The following is a 16,407-nucleotide window of genomic DNA, read 5'->3' on the forward strand; positions in this document are numbered from 1 at the left end:
CTTGAGCATTGATATGTTAATCAAGAAGATTGCTTCCACATCAGACTGTCGGCTGTTTGAAGCTGATGGTCTCCCAGTAATAGACGAGAAGCATCAACTACCAAAAGATATTAGTGAATTTTATGAACAATGTGGTGGAGCAGTTTTATATGAAAATGCGGATTATCCAATATACATAGTACGACCAGCTGAGTTTGAATTAGCTAATCCCATTATTGTTGGGGAGCTCTGTGAAGAAGACATTTCATCCGAGTGGTATATTGTTTGCACGGATGGAAAAGGAGAATACCTAACAATTGACTTAAACGATCAGCGAAAAGGAAAATGCTATGACAGTTTTTTTGATCGACATGGAATAGTCGGCGAAACACAGGTGATAGCAAGTTCATTTACAGATTTAATACAGCGACTGCTTGAAAATAAGGGTAAACATTGGTATTGGTTAAGGGATGATTATGTATCACTAGGCGATGCATATGATGGCATAGAAATTGAATAATCTATTAAACAAAAGTATTGCAATTGTTCATTGCTAAAGATGTGCAATGCGGAGGGTATTAAAATGAGCTTCACTAAGATCGAACAAAAGTTGAAAGAGTTTACGATTGATGCTGGCAGATATCCTAGCATTAATACAAATGAACAACTCAAAGAGCTTGAAATGAACATAGGCAATCAATTACCTTCAGATTATAAGGACTTTTTGAAGAAATATGGAGGATGTTATTTAGAAAGTAAAAAAAACAACAGATGAGATTGAGTATGACGTTTGCTATAAACCTTTAGAGAAAGATCCTTGGATGGGCAAGGGCGATGATATACAATTGTTAGAGGGTTTTTATGGTTTAGCGAACGATCACAACAATCTTCAGAAAGCGATCGATACATATTCTGATCGCTTTCCTAGAAATATTATCCCGATTGCAAGCTCTGCAGGCGGGAATGAAATATGTATGGATATCGATAATGAAAAGATATTGTTTTGGGATCATGAATCAAGTCATCCTGAGAAAGACTTTTTCCTGATTGCCAATTCGTTTGAGGAGTTTATCCTAAGTTTAGTTGATGAACCAACTGAAACTGATGATAATGTTAGCGATGTTGAAATTGAGATTTTGGACAATGATTTTGGAAAGTTGCTCTTTGGGAAAGACAAATAGTCTTTTTTAAAACGCTCCTCTAAGCAAAAGTATTGCAATTGTATGAGATGTTGCAGAAGTAAGCATCCACAATTCAATAAAATAATGGTTTTAACCATAAAGCAATAGTATTGCAAATACCATTTCTATATGGTTATAATTAGGGTAATGATACAAATAATTATTTTTTGCATTTTGATTTGTAGAAATGCATAAAATAAAAAGACCGAGGTGCGCGAACACCCCGGCTCTGTACAAAAAGCTGCCCATCAAAGGGCTTGCTCATTGGTATTAACTGAGATAGACCATTCCCTTAAACTTGTTCAGGGCTCAAGGGAGGTCTATTTTTTCTTTTGGTTTGACGTTACAATCATCATTATATTGAAGATCAACAAGACGGTATTTAATATCAACCCGCCAAAATTGATCATTATCATTAATGATTCGTAAACAGTCATTTTCCCACCCCCTTTCATAGGGGATGAGCAAGACTCCCTTGAGTGAGCAAACTTAATGTACAGGAAATATTATACTATACATTAATCCCCTTGTCGTTAAAAATTCACAATAAATTGACAGTATGAAATGAACGTGCTCAATGCAGGTTCTTTTTTTTATTTCAAATATTAAACAATTCCCTCCAATTGACGATATTTAACATGTAAACTTGTACCAAGGAGGATTTAGGAAATGAAGAAGAGAATTACATATGTACTGCTTGCTCTTCTAGCAGTTGTTGCTTTCGCTTTCACTGATTCATCAAAAGCAAAAGCGGCAGAAGCATTACCACTCTACTATCTACAAATTACAGGGATTACATCAGACGGAAACGATTTTGCTTGGGATAACATCACTGCTAGTCAAACCAAAGCGCCAAACGTTTTGAAGGGGAATAAACTATATGTGAAAGCTCGTTTTATGGGTTATACCAAGTTAACAGTTATCACAGGCAAAGATGGTAAGAATCTGTTGTATAACGGCACAGCTAAGATGTTTAAATCTGATGCCATCCTTGGTCAAAATAAGGTGGTAATAGGCTGGGATAAATATTTTGAGGTTCCCATGGACGCACTTCAAGATAACTCTATACAGATTAAGGCATTGAGCTCAGGCACTACTTTTGTTTACAGTCAAAAAATTGATTTTGAAAGAGAGTGAACCAGGTGATTAGTACTTCTAATTATGATGTAACTAAAGATCCAAAATTCTTAGCTTTTTGTAGCTTAGCAACAGAAGGGTATGGTCAGAACAATACTCAGCAATCTTCCATAGGTTTTAACGAGTTTTGCGAAAAACTTGAGAAAAATGAGATCGTTAAACCCGAGAATAAAAAAAGCACGCTTGATTTGAATAAGTCTTTAGAAGACTGGAAAATGAGATTTACTGCAGGCGGAAACCTTTCTACAATGGATTCGCAGGTATTAGATGTTATCAAAAAAGCATATAACTTAGGCATGGTTAATAAAGATAATATGCTGTTGCGAAATGAAGCAATTAATGCTTATAGAAATTCTATTTAAATAATGAAAACAATGCCCAGCTTAATAAAAATGCTGGGCGTTTTACTTATTGGGGTTATTTGCATTCAAATACTCTCGATGTTCTTTCTCCAATTTATTAATATCATCTTTTAATATATAGATCTTATATTTTTCCTTTGCTTCTCTAGACAGATTATCTTTTAAATACTCACGGAGCTTTGCTTCACTTTTGGTTTGATCCATGCCAATTGTAATTGCCGGATCTGTTTGACCAATTTGCACACTGAATATACCAAATTCATCCCGAATATTATCAATTACTTCCAAAGGGGACTTTTTATTTGCTTCGATTAAAGTAATACCCGACATAATCAAAGCAGGAACTAAGACCAAAAATCCGATTAGCCTCTTCTTCATTAACCATTACACTCTCCTTCATGGAAAAGAATCCCTCCTTTATTAATACTACGCAAATCATCATTGACCTTTATATTTTATTACCAACATTTACATCGAACTTTTGTTCTGGTTTATCTTGAATGAAGAACGTTTGTTCTGTTAATATTAGATCAATAAAGGAGTGAGTCGATATGCTTAGGGATCGAGGAACAATCAAATGGACATCAATGATGCTTCCAGAACATTTAACACAACTTAAACAAGATTTGATTGATGTATCAAAAATTGAAAAACCATCCTTAGATGACCAACAAATTGAAGAGATGGATCTTCTCGTCTCTGAGGCACTTGAATTTAATAAAGAGTTGAAATTCAAACTCTTTAACAATGGATTCGTTGAAAATGTCAACGGCAGAGTCCATTACATTAATTTTGAACAACACAGGCTTCATGTAAAAGATCAGCATGACAAAACAGTATATATCAACATGAATAACATCATAGGAGTTACATACAATGATTGATTACTCACAATTTCCACGTAAGAATATACTTTGTGTCGATATGAAATCCTTCTATGCTTCTGTATCGGCTGTAACAATGGGACTTAATCCTTTAACATGCTACCTTGCAGTTGTAGGAAATACGGAGAGACAGGGAAGTGTAGTGTTAGCTGCATCTCCTGCACTTAAAAAAGATTTTGGAATCAAAACAGGATCGAGATTGTTCGAGATACCTGAAGATCCAAGAATACACATTGTAAATCCGCAAATGAAGCTTTTCATCAGAGTTTCGACTGAGATTACAAAGCTGTTTTACAGATTTGTTCCTGAAAGATGTGTCCATACGTATTCAATTGATGAATCTTTTTTAGATGCAGGAAAAGAAAATCCTGAAGAAATGGCCAAAGCAATTCAAAGTAGCATGCGGAGAGAGTTTGGCCTGATGTGTACAGTTGGAATTGGTGACAATATGTTGCTCAGTAAGCTTGCACTTGACCTGGAGAGTAAGAAAACAAAAAGTGGTATTGCACGTTGGAGATATGAAGATGTGCCAAATAAACTCTGGAAGGTTCGACCTTTGTCTAAAATGTGGGGAATAGGAGGGAGGATGGAAAGAAATCTGAATCGGATGGGAATATCAACTGTAGGCCAGTTAGCTAAATTTCCTTTAGAGCTGCTTGAAAAGAAATTTGGAATAATGGGAAACCAATTGTATTATCATGCTCATGGAATTGATTTATCTGAAATAGGTGCTCCGTTGATGCAGGGGCAGATTAGTTTTGGCAAGAGTCAGATTTTACTGAGGGATTACACAAGGAGAGAAGAGATTAAGGCTGTTCTTCTAGAGATTTGTGAAGAAGTCGCAAGAAGGGCACGTACACATAATAAAGTTGGTCGAACGATCAGCCTGGGAATTGGGTACAGCAAGGATGAGCTTGGTGGTGGATTCCATCGATCCAAAACAATTGAGCTTCCCACAAATATCACGATGGATATTTATAAATGCTGCTTGATACTCTTTAATAAGTTTTACTCGGGTAAAACAGTAAGAAGTATCTCAGTTACGTTATCAAATATTGAGGATGATGTTAATCAACAGTTGAGTTTATTTGAAGTGGATAATGAAAAGAGAAGGAAACTTGGGTTTGTAATGGATGGGATTAGAAGTAAATACGGCTCTAAAGCGATTCTGAGAGCAGTTTCTTATACACCTGCTGGCACTGCTCTTCACAGAGCAGGGTTGACTGGTGGACATAAATCATAAAATAAAAGCCCACTCAAATTTATGAGTAGGGCTAAATTAATCAACCTTTTTTTAACCTCCGACAGGCCTTTCAGCTACCTGGATGTTAGATGGTGAATCTGTACTCAATTGCGTTAAAGCTACTCCACTTAAAATCACAGCTAAAATAGATACGCAAAGCACAAGTTTTTTCATAAGATTCCCTCCACCTGATTCATTTTCTGTTCAGCCCAAACTTTCGCATTGAAAAAGCTCGTTGCTTCTTCAAAAGCACCTATTGATTCAAACCTTTTTGCAGCTATGTAGGACAATTCATCTACACTTTCAAGTTCATTTTGCTGTTTTAAAAACTCAATATTACTAATACAGTTATTGAAATTATTTTTTAATTCCCCACAATAAAGGTTGTATAAGATGCTAATTTTGGCTTCGTATACTTTATTCTCCATTAATATGAGTCTTTCCTGTGCTTTATTGTAAAAATTAATGGCTTTCATTTTTTCGTCAATTTTAAAGAGTTCTTTAATCATCATGAATAAAGAATTTATATAATAAATAGAATTTAACCAAGACTCATTTCCTATTGCTTTTTCAAGAGATTTAATGCATTTATCAGGTTTGTTCCAATCAGAATAAACGATACTGAGGTTGTGATATAATTGAGCTTTTAAAAATTCATCTTTTGTTTCTTTTGCAATATCAATTGCTTCTAAATAATATTTTTCTGCTTCCTCAAATCGTTTCATATCAGCATAGTTTGCAGCTGCAATCATTGTTGATGTAGCTAGTTTGCATTTATAATCAGGGTGTCGCTTATATATTGAAATTGCATTTTTTATATAGTGTTGTGCCACAATGCTTTGTTTAACAAGAGTATATAAGTAAGAGACTTTAGAGTAAAATTCAGCTGCTTCAATTTCATCTGGAATTTCTGCAAGCTTTTTCTCAGCTAATCCATATAAGTTGATTGCTCGATCATAGTTTTTGTTGTATGCCTCATACATTGCTTCAAATAAATAAAAGTTGTATTCTAATTTATCATTTGTTTTTTTTATGAAGTTTTGATTGTCTTCAGTAAAATAGGTGTGCTTTTGTAAAGGCTCTCCTCGTGAAGAATGCAGCAACATTTTATGTCTTTCTTCTAATAGACTATAATACGCAAGAACTTCTTGATCTTCTTCCATTTCATCAAAAAGTTTCTTTATCTCTGAATAATATTTTATTGATTCATCAACCTTTTGTTTTTTTATAGCAATGTACCAGTCATTCAGTGTAGTAGCGACAACTTCAGAAGCGATCTTACTCATTTAAACCCCTCTTTCTGAAAATTTCAAAAATCTCTCGAAAACAATCATAACATAGTCATTGAAAAAATTGTAAAAGGATGTAAAGTTTTCTGCAATTTTTTCATTACGACAAAACGAAAAAAATACCCTCCTCAATCAAGAGAAGGGTATGGGGTTTATCTCGGTGAATCGTAATCCATTGCTTGTTCACTATCAGAAATACCTTGAGTTGTAGGGTCAACAATGATCCCCATCGCTGTTAAAAAAGTTAGAAGTGCATTAAATTTCTCTGTCAAATTGTCGCCAAATACAGTTAAGTCGTATCCAAAAGCAGAGGCAATAGCTTGTACGAATAAAAGCGTTGCAGAGAAAATTGCGACAAGGAATGTTTTCTTTTTAAGTCTTACTTTCCAGTTGATTTTAGTCATTTAATCGTCTCCTGTTAATTTTATTTGAGGCCAAAATGTATGAGCAACCATGCACCGACAATAGTGGCAATTACACTTGGCAGCACCTTGAATACAAGGTCTTTTGTAAACTGTGAGGGATCAATTTTACGAGTAGAATCAGAGCGTTCCAATATTTCAACTCGATTGTCCAGTTTTTCATATGATTTGCTTAGATTTTTTAAACTGTTGCTCATTTCGCTTAGAGTGCTGAACTGTTCTCTTGATTGTGCTTGAGAATCTTTATTAATTTCGACTTGCTGCTCAACAAGCGTAGCAATACGACCAATAACATTTGTTCTTTCTTCAAGAGAGTCAATCTTGTTATTGGTGTGTTTTGCTTTTTCTTCTAGTGCACTTAATCTTGAAATGGTGCTTTGCTCAAAGTTATCCATTTGTCACCAACCTTTAATGAATATAGAAAGGTGACATTACATCACCTCCTAAAATTAAGAGGATAGTCACTGATACATTAGATCAACAAATATCCTCCGAGATTATTGAATATAATTAAATTTTTGAACCGAATTGTCCTGAGATGTATCCACGTTTACCGTTATAAATAACTTCCCAGTAACCTTTTGAATTGTTTTTACCTTTAACTGAACCAGAAATTGAAATAGTGCTTCCAAGCTTAACTGTGCCAATATTTTTAGAACTATTTCGATCAGGTTTGTCCATTACGATTGCTGCGCTTGATACACCGACAATTTTGATTTTTCCCACGGATTTAATAGATGAGGAGCTTGAAGAAGTTGATGTTGTTTTTGGGGCAGAGGAGGAGGTTTTAATTGTTCCTGTAACATCAACATATTTGTCAGAAGCAGTGATGTAATATGTAGCACCTTTAGAGTTCTTAACTTTATATTGATACGCAGATCCGACTTTAACTTTCTCAACAACTGTAGGAAATCCAATGCCTTTATTTACTGTGCCGACAACATCTTTATCTTCCCAAGATGGTTTTGAATAGAAACGAAGACCGTCAACTTTTGATTTTAGTGAACCACTTACTGCTGATGAAGAGGAAGGGGAGGAGGTTGTTGGTTTAGTTGGAGTAGTTGATTTACCACCGAGAGCTTTTAATTCAGTAGCAATTGCAGTTTTAACTTCATCCCAACGACCTTCATCTAAAACACGGTGAGGGCAATATTTACCTGACCACTCTTGATGTTTCTTAACTCGCTCAACTCCCCAGCCACGTTCTTTGAGTAGTTGTGCAATAAACTTGATTGCAAGAGCTTCTGCTTTTCTGTAACGTTCCCCACCTGATTTAGAGTAACAAACTTCCACACCAATTGATTTGCGGTTTCCTGTACCGTGGTCTCCATCACCGCAGTGCCATGCATTCCGGTTTGTAGGAAGTCCTTGAACAACTTCTTTATCATCTACAGCGAAATGATATGATACTGTTGCGTTATTATTTCTCATATAGCTAATTTCATTATTTGCTGATGCATCATTGGCTGTATTATGGAATGTGATATATTCAGCTGTCATTGCATAAGGACATTTAATTGTATATTTACTTGATGGTACCAGCATTTGTCTCGCTTGAATTGTCATAAAAACATCTCTCCTAATAATTAAATTTGAGCACAAAAAAGAGAGAAGGGGACTAAACCCAATCTCTCTTTATCTCACGTATGCTCTTGTTATCTCTGTCTTTCAAGTATGTATTTTGAATAAAATCTATATTTTATCTAAAACATAATCACCACCTCAATTAAATAAGACACCCTCTAGAGAAGGTGCCTTAAAAATTAATATAGATCATGCCATTCAGTGCCATCGAATCCCACATGCTTTTTCCGTGTGCTGTCATATCTAATTGCACCTTCACGTTCAGTTCCATCCCAAACCCCGTTATCCTCAAAGACAACTGAAGATATTTCTAGACCCCCAGACTTTGTTGGATCATTTACTCTCTTAGGTCTTAAGAAATCAGCAGCCCCAATCCCAACAACACTAGCCCTACCTGGTTCATACACTTTAAATTCATTAGAGTTGTAATAAGCTGATTTACCAATGAATTTAATTCCATTAGATGTTCTCAATGCATCAACAGCTAAATTGATTAAAGTGTTTTCATTGAAATCATTAACGAATTTCACTTCATTTGCGCTACTAAAACGCAAACATGCTTTCCAAATTGAATTGTCCGGCTGAAGTGCAGCTATTTGCAATCCATAGTTTCTTAGGAAGGCATTATAAATCATATTAACGGATCGAACATTTTGTAGAATGTGGACATCGTTTTTGTCTAATCCTTTTAATTGATAAATATCTGTCCCAAAACTTAAACCTGTTCCACGATCCCACTTTTTACTTGACCCACAGTAATAAAGGAAGTACATACCTTCCATTTTCATAAGGCAAGCTCTGTAAATTCCTTGGTTATCCCATGCAAATTCCTTCTTGGATGGTTTGAGTATAGGTTTAGCTAAAGACCATGTTACGTTGTCTTCTGACACTGAATGAAAAAGAGTCATTGTATTTCTGTCTTGGCCTGTAACAAAAGCTGTAACAACCATCTCGTACCCAACATCTGTATGGATAACATCAAGGTGCCATAAGTTCATAGGTACTTCCATTGGGATATTAATATCTTTAAATTCATCCCACTCTGTTCCTGTGGTACTCTCAGAGTAAATTACTTTGTATCCATTAGTAACGCACCACATCTTGTATTTATTGTCCTCAAAGATAATTGCAGGACTAATATAATCTCTGTCACTTCTGATGCCGGTAATTGCAACCTCTTTATCACTCCACGTTTTACCATCTATTGTGACTTTTCTAAAAATCGTCACGGTTTTGGCATCATCATCTACAAATCGCCAATAGACTTCTAATCTATTTAATTGGTCATTATAGACCATGTGAGTATCTGAATTATATTGTTTATCTGCACTTCCATTAGGCTGCGGTTCAAGAGGATTCTTAAATCCGTTAGGTTCAGACCAGTTAATCATGTCATCACTCACTAAAATATGAGGATTCTCTTTTGCTTGAGCTCCTTTAGGGTATGGAGTGAATGCCATCCAGTAGAGGTAGCCGTTCCATCTTTCCTTAAAACCAACTACCTTTGGGTGATATGCTTCAATATCATCATATGCACTTAAAAGTGTAAGCCTTGATTGAGCATTAGATAAACTTAATTGATCAATTGTATTTTTTGTTTCCGTAGATGTTTGATATGCCGAATTCCATTTTTCTCTCTCTAAACTTGTGACATGTAATCCTTCTTCGTTTTTATGTGCATCAACTTTTTGTTGAGCTCCGTCTTCAGTTTCGATTTCATCGATGCCTTCAATCATTTCATTGTACATGGTCATTTCTGACTCAATGTTGCTGACATTGCTTTGAAGTTTATTTTTAAAAGAGAGTAGACTCTTCAATGCCATAAAGTATTCCTCCAAAAGTTTCAATTAAATAATAAGTATTAAAGTCTATAACATTACCAAATTATTCATTTCCAATTATATTCCTAATGGAATTAAAAGTAAAGGAGTCCACATCATGGACTCCTTTCTATTTATTACCCTAAGGTAAAAGTTATATCTAATAAAACATAATCAGTATTAGCTCCCGGAATTGCTGTAGAGAGAACAACAGTGCCCGTATTGTTTATTGTCATTACAACACTTTTTGTTGATGTCCCACTATTGTATTGAGTGTATGTTACTGCATATGCTGGTCTGTATTCTTCAGGCAAAGTAAGTATTGTAGTTCCAGCAGTTCCAGATTTAACGGCCCCAGAAATAGTGACAATGTTTCCATTTTTAGTGTATCGAGGTGTTCTGAAAGATTGCCACCCGTTTTCTAATTGAGCATTAATCCATCCAGGATTATTAACCGTAGCACCAGCATTTTGACCAAGAATTAAAAAGCTGGCATCTGTTCTGTTAGTGACTCGAGTGCATGTTTTAAAGCTGTTGTTTGATATAATCACTGAATCAGACTCGTTAGACATAAACACGCCAGTTTCAAAATTAGTTGCTATATTCTTTTCAACAATTGTTTCTCCTACACCATCAACCTGAATAGCATTGTTATAAAGCGTACCTGTGTTTTCAATTGTATTTCCCGAAATGATGCTTCGTTTTACACCGTTTACTCTAACTATTGAAGAAGAGTAATCATTTGAATTCATTCTAAGGATGTTATCTTTAATGATCGCAGTTTTAGTATTAACGTAAACAAAAGCAGAGTAAGGACTTGTGGTGTGTTCCCCTGGGTCTACTCGATTATCACTAAAAACAACGTCTCCCTCATAATGACCTAGCCTTGCAGCTATATAGGTATCTTTGAATATGTTCCCAGTTATAGTTAAATCTTTACCCTCTAAATATGTATAGATGCCAAATCCATCTTTGGGAGCCTTAATTGTAGCGTTTTTAATGACAAAGTTATTAAATTGTTTCTTCAATAACATTGCTGTTTTACGCATATCTCTTACTTCGTTTTCGTAAAAGTTTCCAGCTTCCCAGTAGCCGCCGTGTATAAAAATTTCATCCTTAGTACCTTCTTGTGAACCGGGGCTTCCAGCAAAAGCATTTGGACTTCCAATTGACGTGCAGTTTTCGAAATAAATCCGACCTAATTTACTTTCGAGAGGAGTTTGACCAAGGTGGAAGCCAGCAACTGTTCGTGTTACACCGGCTGACGGGGTATTGTTGATTGCGAAGCAGTTTATAAAGTGGATATCTGTAACATCATATTCTGAAGTATGAACGTGAACTTCAAAGCCTGATCCATGATTATTTATAGCTCCACAATTTAAGAGGTAGATATGAGACATACCATCATCAAATTCATATGCATTTGCATCTGGGGGAGTGTCAGAATTAACAAGGCATGAGTTTTCAACGAGACACTTTTCGAAAAGTACTCGAGTAGAGATACCTCTTTCTCCAGTCAAAGGTTTAAAATTTTGATCAGAGATTGAAATGCCATCTTCTTGTACATTGTCTAGATGTAAGTTTACATAAGAATCTCTAACAGCTCTGAAATCTAGCCCACCAGATGTATTAATTACGTCGCAATTAATGATGGAAACATAATCAGCAGCAACCATCTGTATACCGTAGATTGGGCTATTCTGGCCATCAAAAGTTATGTTCTCTAAGATTATATTTTTATTTAAGCCAGCTTTATATTCTCTGGTAGCATCATCTGGTTTTTTATATGTGGGTAAATTAGAATTTGCAATCATTGCACGTGGAAATGGAGAAGACCAGCCGGTGGAGAGATTATGTTTAATTGTTGGTTTTCCTGAACCAAAGAAGTGAGTATTGCTGTTTATCTTTAGCTGACCTACAAGATATGTTCCAGGCGGGATAATTACCTTACCGCCAATATTCAAGGCTTTTTGAAATGCATCTGTATCATCTGTTACTCCATCGCCTTTAGCACCAAACCTAGTAATGCTAACACCTGTGCTTTCAAGCTCAGTTCGTAATGTGTCTGTGTTCTTTTTGAATTCATCAAATTTACTACGAATATCATCTGCAGTGTATCTATTGTCATTTGATTTTAAGCCAACTGCATCTACGGGTACCCACTTTTGTGCTTCTTCGTCATAGTAGCCCATAGTATTTACAGGTATTAAATTTTCGTTCAATATGTAACCTCCTTTAACCTCTGCGAATCCAAATCATGCTTCCATCAGGAGTCTCTACAGAAGTCTTTACTCGTTTTTTCGCAGGTGCATTGTTTGTTCTAAGCCATATTGTTCTTATGTTATAAGGCTCAATATAACTGCAAACAACATCATAACCATCAAACTGATCAGAAATACTAATATTAATCCAGTCAAAGCCATCCCATCGATATTCAATTCCTGATTCTTTAACTGTGACAACCCATCCTATTTGAGGAGTAGGGTAGGTGTTCAATAAATCGTTATATGTATAAACCATTGGCAGATATATTTTTCTGGTGTTTTCAACAACATACTCATAATCAGAAGTGGCTTGTCTGCACCAGTTTGTAATTTCAATGCACCGTTTTGTAACACGCTCACATTCAGCAATTCGCTCATTCATTCGAATAATTGCATCTTCGGCTTCGTCAATAAGTCCCTGAAGAGTTTCGACAACCATGTTTCCTTGGCGTTTAATCCAAATTCGAGAGGCAGGGAAGAAGGAGGCTCCTTCGCCACTATAATTGAATGTAAGCGATTTTCCTTCATTTGTAGCTTTGAAAAATACAACACCCATTAGGTAATCAACTTTAAAATAGTTGTCTTCAAGTTCGCCATCTTCAATTTCTCGCCATTCTTTGTTATCGCCAATAACTTCGACACGGAATTCACGGTTAGGAACTTCAGTTAGAAGAACTCTACCATTGGATACCGTAAGTGTTTCATTATAGGTTAGGTAGGGATCTTCAACTGATCCTTTTCTTTTTTTGCTTAAAATCGGATCGTTATATAGCTCAGCGAAATCAGTCAGATTAATCACCTCCATTAATTTTGTTGGTATGCTTCCCAAATATATTTGACGTTTAATTTATTTCCTCTGCAATTAGCATCAGATCCAGTTACAAATAATTTTTCACCTAAGGTACCATAGCTTAAATCTCCTCCAATTAGAGAGAGTCCAGAGGATGTTGTTTGATATGCATAGCCTCCAGAAGAGCTTTCAATAACTAACTGGGTGTCCTCAGAAGAGATAGGTGTAATTTTGACCATGTCTGGAGAAAAAGTGAGAGGGATTTGTTTGCTCGTAGTCCCATCACCAATATAAGTTCCTTTAGCAAACTTAGGTGTGACTGGAATGTTTTTAACTAGAGCATAATCAGAGGCTAATCTGCCGCCTAATGATTCTGCATTACCATCAATAGAACCATTAATTACACCTGATTCATTACGAACAGGTATCGAATTTGGAGTGTTTGTTTTTGATGCTACGTATCCGTTCAAGGAATCTGCCGAGCCAGAGGAAGAGACAATCCATTGTTCGCCGTTAAAAAGTTCTTGCTTATTTGTTTTTGGATCAATCCATATTGTTCCGGATTCAGGGGTTTCAGGCTTTGTTTCAGTAGAGATGGTATAAAGACCATTTACTTTTCCATTAAGACTTCCTTTAACTTCAACAGAAGGAGAAGGGAGGTAGGGGTTTTCAGAGGGATGACTTGATTTAACTATATCCGAAAGAAGAATCTGATTTATATCTATATCTGCATCTACTCTTCGATAAGCTTGAACACCAATTGTATAGTACATATTTGAAGGCAATCCGGTAAAAGTAGCTGTACGCCTGTCATATTTAACATTTTGCAAATTTTCACTTGCCTGCACAGAACCAAACGTGTACTCTTCATTGTCATCACTGCCATGCAAATAAACCTCAAATCCATCGATGTTGTATTTGTCCTCATCGGAATCAACATAGTCCCACTGGATTGTAATATCGACTGATCCATTATCGTTTACCTTATGGGTAATAGCGGTGCCGTCAGAGGCAATAGTGGGGGAGACAGGCGGTACAGAAATTCTGTCATTTCGTATATTGAAGTTTTCAGTTACTTTGTCCCATTCAATCTTTCTTTTGTTTAATTCAGTGCTTATTTTGTTTGTTCTGTAAACGGTTTTTATGATTTTCTCAAAATCAGATTGAACTCTTTTTCCATTTGTAACTGTGACACTAATATTTGACTGTTCAAAATCAATTGTTATTGCTGAAAGTATGGCTTTAATATCGGTATTTAAATCATTCTGTTGAACTCGTACTATGTCTCCTAAACTGAGCCTATCCCAGTTATGTTTTTCACTAAGACAGTTAAAAAAGTTTACTATATCGAGTGTTACATTTACTGGCGGTGTATTGCGACTTTCGAGTTCTTCGTTGGCATCATCATAAAGTTCATTCTCATCATAGATGCTGTCATTTGACCACTCAGCTGTCGAAATGAAACGTGAGAGCAGTTTTTGCTGATTTTCACTAAAATTGTTCTCAAAAGAAAGCTTTTCTTTAAGCTTAGAAATTGAAGCGGATATTTGAGAAATTGTTGATTCAATCGTAGCAATTTGGTTTTTCTTTTCTGCAACTGCTTTCTGTTTTACGACAAGTTGAGCTTTCAGTTGACTTGTGTCATCTCCAGCTTTCTTCGCAACTTCAATTCGATCTAATAGCTTTTGGACTTCAAGATCAAGGGTGTAAAGTTCATTATTCAATTTGGTTAAACTAGTTTCAGCTTCGTTCTTTTGGGTGAGAAGTTTATTAAACGCATTTCCTTCGTTATTAACAAGGTCATTGTAATCCAGAATTGCATGACAAAGTTCATCTGGCATATAGGCACTGTGGGAAATAACATTTCGTTGTTCGTCACGTTGAAAGGGGAAGAGGAAATAAGAGAAATCATCAATGTACGATTGTCCAGTCGGGTTCACTGAATTAATACTTATGCCATCTTTTCCAATAGCATACAGTCTTGTTACCAATTCGTCTGCATCATCAGAATCGTCCATGCTAATCATATATTGCCGTGGGTTCAGTTTGAGGCCTTTGTATTTCGAAATGTCTGATTCTTTATAAAAGCTTACAGTTTCTTTTACTGTATCAAAGACTGGAACTGCATCGAACTTCTCGCAGATTGAATATAAAAAATCAAGCTTGTTAGTTGATGATACATCAAACTGTCTTCGTTTTATATTAAAGAGAGTATCTATGTATCCAACCGTCCAACTGGTATTCTTTAAACAGTCTGTAACTACTTCCTGGAGATTTTTAGATGTCTCCTCATATTTAAGAACGTTTATTCTGCTCAATTCATGTTGAAGAGATCTGCACTCAATTTGTATAGTATCCATTTCACTGCTGAAAGACTTGGTTCTTTTTGTGATAATAAACCAGATCGTAAGCCCATAGAACTCAGTTTTAATTAGGTACCAGGGGTTTAGTAAATCTACAACATGATTCCTTTTAATGACCCCATCATAGGTGGCCTTAAGCGGAATAGAGAAGGAGAGTTCGTGAACGCTGCTTCCATGATTTAAAGTTACAGTTGGATTCAGAACTTCATCAATGTTGGCTATTTTAGTCTTGTCTGGCTTAGCAAGGGATAAGCGTATGTTTTTTATTTCTGTATCCTTGCGAATAGTTATCAATTTTTCACCTTCTTATCGATACTTAAATCTGAAAGTGAGTCTCAGTTTGCATTTTCCGGTCACTTTTAATCGGTTTTTTCCGTAATCCAATCTAATATAATTGTCATTGAAATCATCGTATCTTTCATTCCCATATAAAGACGACTCGATTATTTCTTTATCACCATTCACTTTAACAATTTCTCTGTCTTTTAGATTGCTAAATATAAAGGGTTCAGTATAATGACTCAGGTTCTCGATTTTCACATCGCCGTCACCAATTTTAAGAATTTCAACAGTAGGGTAAATCACAACATCACCTTTGTTATGGAGTTCAATGATTTTCATTCCTGATGATATATCAAAGGAGTGGGTACTTGTGTGTCGACTGTATGCATAAGGGGAGTTGCATTTCATTGTCAAACGAACATATCCATGTCTAGCCGCATTATGGACTAAATCACTGGTGTCCACGGGCATTGCATAATACACAATGTCTAAATTTTCACTGAACGCTAAAGGCTTGTAATCATCAACATCTAGCCAGCGCTTAATTGCTCTTATTTTTTTCTCATCATAATTTTCACCAACATAAAAGTTTAAAGGAAATTGTTTTGCTTCTCTTTTGACACCTTCAGTGTACGGCTCTGATCTTCCTTTTACATAAGTTTCATTAACTGATCGTGAACCCAAAAAAGATTCCTCAACTAATCCAGACTCTGTATTAACGTTTTCCACTCCGTAGTCAATCGACTTTTCGTTGTCAAACAGGAAATATTGGCTCTGTCTAATCAATTTTTCACCCCCAATATAAAA

At 35.7% G+C, this 16,407-nt stretch carries 17 protein-coding genes and 1 pseudogene; 6 read left to right on the forward strand and 12 right to left on the reverse strand.

Features of this window, described 5'->3' with window-relative positions:
- Window position 1: 1 nt before the first annotated feature.
- Together KXZ66_RS09330 and KXZ66_RS09335 are read left to right on the forward strand one after the other, a co-directional pair.
- Window positions 2-499, forward strand: coding sequence for an SMI1/KNR4 family protein (locus KXZ66_RS09330; RefSeq protein WP_003246188.1), 498 nt, complete (start codon window positions 2-4; stop codon window positions 497-499).
- Window positions 500-562: 63 nt separating this feature from the next.
- A pseudogene (locus KXZ66_RS09335) lies at window positions 563-1,160 on the forward strand (SMI1/KNR4 family protein).
- A gap of 320 nt (window positions 1,161-1,480) precedes the next feature.
- On the opposite strand, the gene bsrG reads toward KXZ66_RS09335, so the two are convergent.
- On the reverse strand, window positions 1,481-1,597 hold the full coding sequence (bsrG, locus tag KXZ66_RS09340) for a type I toxin-antitoxin system toxin BsrG (protein ID WP_041338712.1): 117 nt from the start codon (window positions 1,595-1,597) through the stop codon (window positions 1,481-1,483).
- A 232-nt stretch (window positions 1,598-1,829) separates the two neighbouring features.
- Between bsrG and KXZ66_RS09345 the strand changes: the two genes are divergently transcribed.
- Both KXZ66_RS09345 and KXZ66_RS09350 read left to right on the forward strand, forming a co-directional pair.
- The gene (locus tag KXZ66_RS09345) at window positions 1,830-2,297 is read left to right on the forward strand and encodes a YolA family protein (protein WP_219144885.1); all 468 of its coding nucleotides are present in this window, start codon (window positions 1,830-1,832) and stop codon (window positions 2,295-2,297) included.
- Window positions 2,298-2,302: 5 nt separating this feature from the next.
- Window positions 2,303-2,659 carry a hypothetical protein gene (locus KXZ66_RS09350; RefSeq protein WP_019712874.1) on the forward strand — a complete coding sequence of 119 codons (357 nt, stop codon included), beginning with the start codon at window positions 2,303-2,305 and terminating at the stop codon, window positions 2,657-2,659.
- A 42-nt stretch (window positions 2,660-2,701) separates the two neighbouring features.
- Here the strand turns inward: KXZ66_RS09350 and KXZ66_RS09355 are convergent, their stop codons facing one another.
- Window positions 2,702-3,037, reverse strand: coding sequence for a YolC/YozM family protein (locus tag KXZ66_RS09355; RefSeq protein ID WP_159376906.1), 336 nt, complete (start codon window positions 3,035-3,037; stop codon window positions 2,702-2,704).
- 173 nt (window positions 3,038-3,210) lie between these two features.
- On the opposite strand from KXZ66_RS09355, the gene KXZ66_RS09360 reads away from it, so the two are divergent.
- Window positions 3,211-3,543, forward strand: coding sequence for a YolD-like family protein (locus KXZ66_RS09360; protein ID WP_069322722.1), 333 nt, complete (start codon window positions 3,211-3,213; stop codon window positions 3,541-3,543).
- Window positions 3,536-4,786 carry a Y-family DNA polymerase gene (locus tag KXZ66_RS09365; protein ID WP_219144886.1) on the forward strand — a complete coding sequence of 417 codons (1,251 nt, stop codon included), beginning with the start codon at window positions 3,536-3,538 and terminating at the stop codon, window positions 4,784-4,786. The genes KXZ66_RS09360 and KXZ66_RS09365 overlap by 8 nt, the downstream gene beginning before the upstream one ends.
- A gap of 51 nt (window positions 4,787-4,837) precedes the next feature.
- Here KXZ66_RS09365 and phrK read toward each other — a convergent pair whose 3' ends face one another.
- From phrK to KXZ66_RS09415, 10 genes are all read right to left on the reverse strand, one after another.
- Entirely contained in the window at window positions 4,838-4,960 is a 123-nt protein-coding gene (gene phrK / locus KXZ66_RS09370; RefSeq protein WP_004399440.1) for a phosphatase RapK inhibitor PhrK, read from the reverse strand.
- Window positions 4,957-6,072, reverse strand: coding sequence for a response regulator aspartate phosphatase RapK (rapK, locus tag KXZ66_RS09375; protein ID WP_219144887.1), 1,116 nt, complete (start codon window positions 6,070-6,072; stop codon window positions 4,957-4,959). Before rapK ends, phrK begins: the two co-directional genes overlap by 4 nt.
- A 155-nt stretch (window positions 6,073-6,227) precedes the next feature.
- Window positions 6,228-6,479, reverse strand: coding sequence for a phage holin (locus KXZ66_RS09380; protein ID WP_042976275.1), 252 nt, complete (start codon window positions 6,477-6,479; stop codon window positions 6,228-6,230).
- Between the two features lie 20 nt (window positions 6,480-6,499).
- Window positions 6,500-6,892 carry a hypothetical protein gene (locus KXZ66_RS09385; protein ID WP_219144888.1) on the reverse strand — a complete coding sequence of 131 codons (393 nt, stop codon included), beginning with the start codon at window positions 6,890-6,892 and terminating at the stop codon, window positions 6,500-6,502.
- A 115-nt stretch (window positions 6,893-7,007) separates the two neighbouring features.
- Window positions 7,008-8,063: a peptidoglycan recognition protein family protein gene (locus KXZ66_RS09390; protein ID WP_219144889.1), complete on the reverse strand. Its 1,056-nt coding sequence runs from the start codon at window positions 8,061-8,063 to the stop codon at window positions 7,008-7,010.
- Window positions 8,064-8,260: 197 nt separating this feature from the next.
- A complete protein-coding gene (locus KXZ66_RS09395; RefSeq protein ID WP_219144890.1) occupies window positions 8,261-9,904 on the reverse strand; it encodes a hypothetical protein in 1,644 nt (547 codons plus the stop codon).
- A 134-nt stretch (window positions 9,905-10,038) separates the two neighbouring features.
- Complete coding sequence (locus KXZ66_RS09400; RefSeq protein WP_219144891.1) at window positions 10,039-12,123, reverse strand: glycosyl hydrolase family 28-related protein; 2,085 nt, start codon at window positions 12,121-12,123, stop codon at window positions 10,039-10,041.
- A gap of 13 nt (window positions 12,124-12,136) precedes the next feature.
- Window positions 12,137-12,955: a hypothetical protein gene (locus tag KXZ66_RS09405; protein ID WP_219144971.1), complete on the reverse strand. Its 819-nt coding sequence runs from the start codon at window positions 12,953-12,955 to the stop codon at window positions 12,137-12,139.
- Window positions 12,956-12,969: 14 nt separating this feature from the next.
- Complete coding sequence (locus KXZ66_RS09410; protein ID WP_219144892.1) at window positions 12,970-15,612, reverse strand: DUF7359 domain-containing protein; 2,643 nt, start codon at window positions 15,610-15,612, stop codon at window positions 12,970-12,972.
- Window positions 15,613-15,624: 12 nt separating this feature from the next.
- The gene (locus tag KXZ66_RS09415) at window positions 15,625-16,386 is read right to left on the reverse strand and encodes a distal tail protein Dit (protein ID WP_219144893.1); all 762 of its coding nucleotides are present in this window, start codon (window positions 16,384-16,386) and stop codon (window positions 15,625-15,627) included.
- Window positions 16,387-16,407 lie beyond the last annotated feature (21 nt).

The sequence above is a fragment of the Bacillus sp. LJBS17 genome (genome assembly GCF_019334685.1).
GTDB lineage: Bacteria > Bacillota > Bacilli > Bacillales > Bacillaceae > Bacillus > Bacillus subtilis.

What these genes read in the sequence shown, in the direction of transcription:
- KXZ66_RS09360 (WP_069322722.1), top strand. Translation starts at nt 3,211, where the DNA reads ATGCTTAGGGATCGAGGAACAATCAAATGGACATCAATGATGCTTCCA.
- bsrG (WP_041338712.1), bottom strand. Translation starts at nt 1,597, where the DNA reads ATGACTGTTTACGAATCATTAATGATAATGATCAATTTTGGCGGGTTG.
- KXZ66_RS09390 (WP_219144889.1), bottom strand. Translation starts at nt 8,063, where the DNA reads ATGACAATTCAAGCGAGACAAATGCTGGTACCATCAAGTAAATATACA.
- phrK (WP_004399440.1), bottom strand. Translation starts at nt 4,960, where the DNA reads ATGAAAAAACTTGTGCTTTGCGTATCTATTTTAGCTGTGATTTTAAGT.
- KXZ66_RS09365 (WP_219144886.1), top strand. Translation starts at nt 3,536, where the DNA reads ATGATTGATTACTCACAATTTCCACGTAAGAATATACTTTGTGTCGAT.
- rapK (WP_219144887.1), bottom strand. Translation starts at nt 6,072, where the DNA reads ATGAGTAAGATCGCTTCTGAAGTTGTCGCTACTACACTGAATGACTGG.
- KXZ66_RS09355 (WP_159376906.1), bottom strand. Translation starts at nt 3,037, where the DNA reads ATGAAGAAGAGGCTAATCGGATTTTTGGTCTTAGTTCCTGCTTTGATT.
- KXZ66_RS09380 (WP_042976275.1), bottom strand. Translation starts at nt 6,479, where the DNA reads ATGACTAAAATCAACTGGAAAGTAAGACTTAAAAAGAAAACATTCCTT.
- KXZ66_RS09385 (WP_219144888.1), bottom strand. Translation starts at nt 6,892, where the DNA reads ATGGATAACTTTGAGCAAAGCACCATTTCAAGATTAAGTGCACTAGAA.
- KXZ66_RS09345 (WP_219144885.1), top strand. Translation starts at nt 1,830, where the DNA reads ATGAAGAAGAGAATTACATATGTACTGCTTGCTCTTCTAGCAGTTGTT.
- KXZ66_RS09395 (WP_219144890.1), bottom strand. Translation starts at nt 9,904, where the DNA reads ATGGCATTGAAGAGTCTACTCTCTTTTAAAAATAAACTTCAAAGCAAT.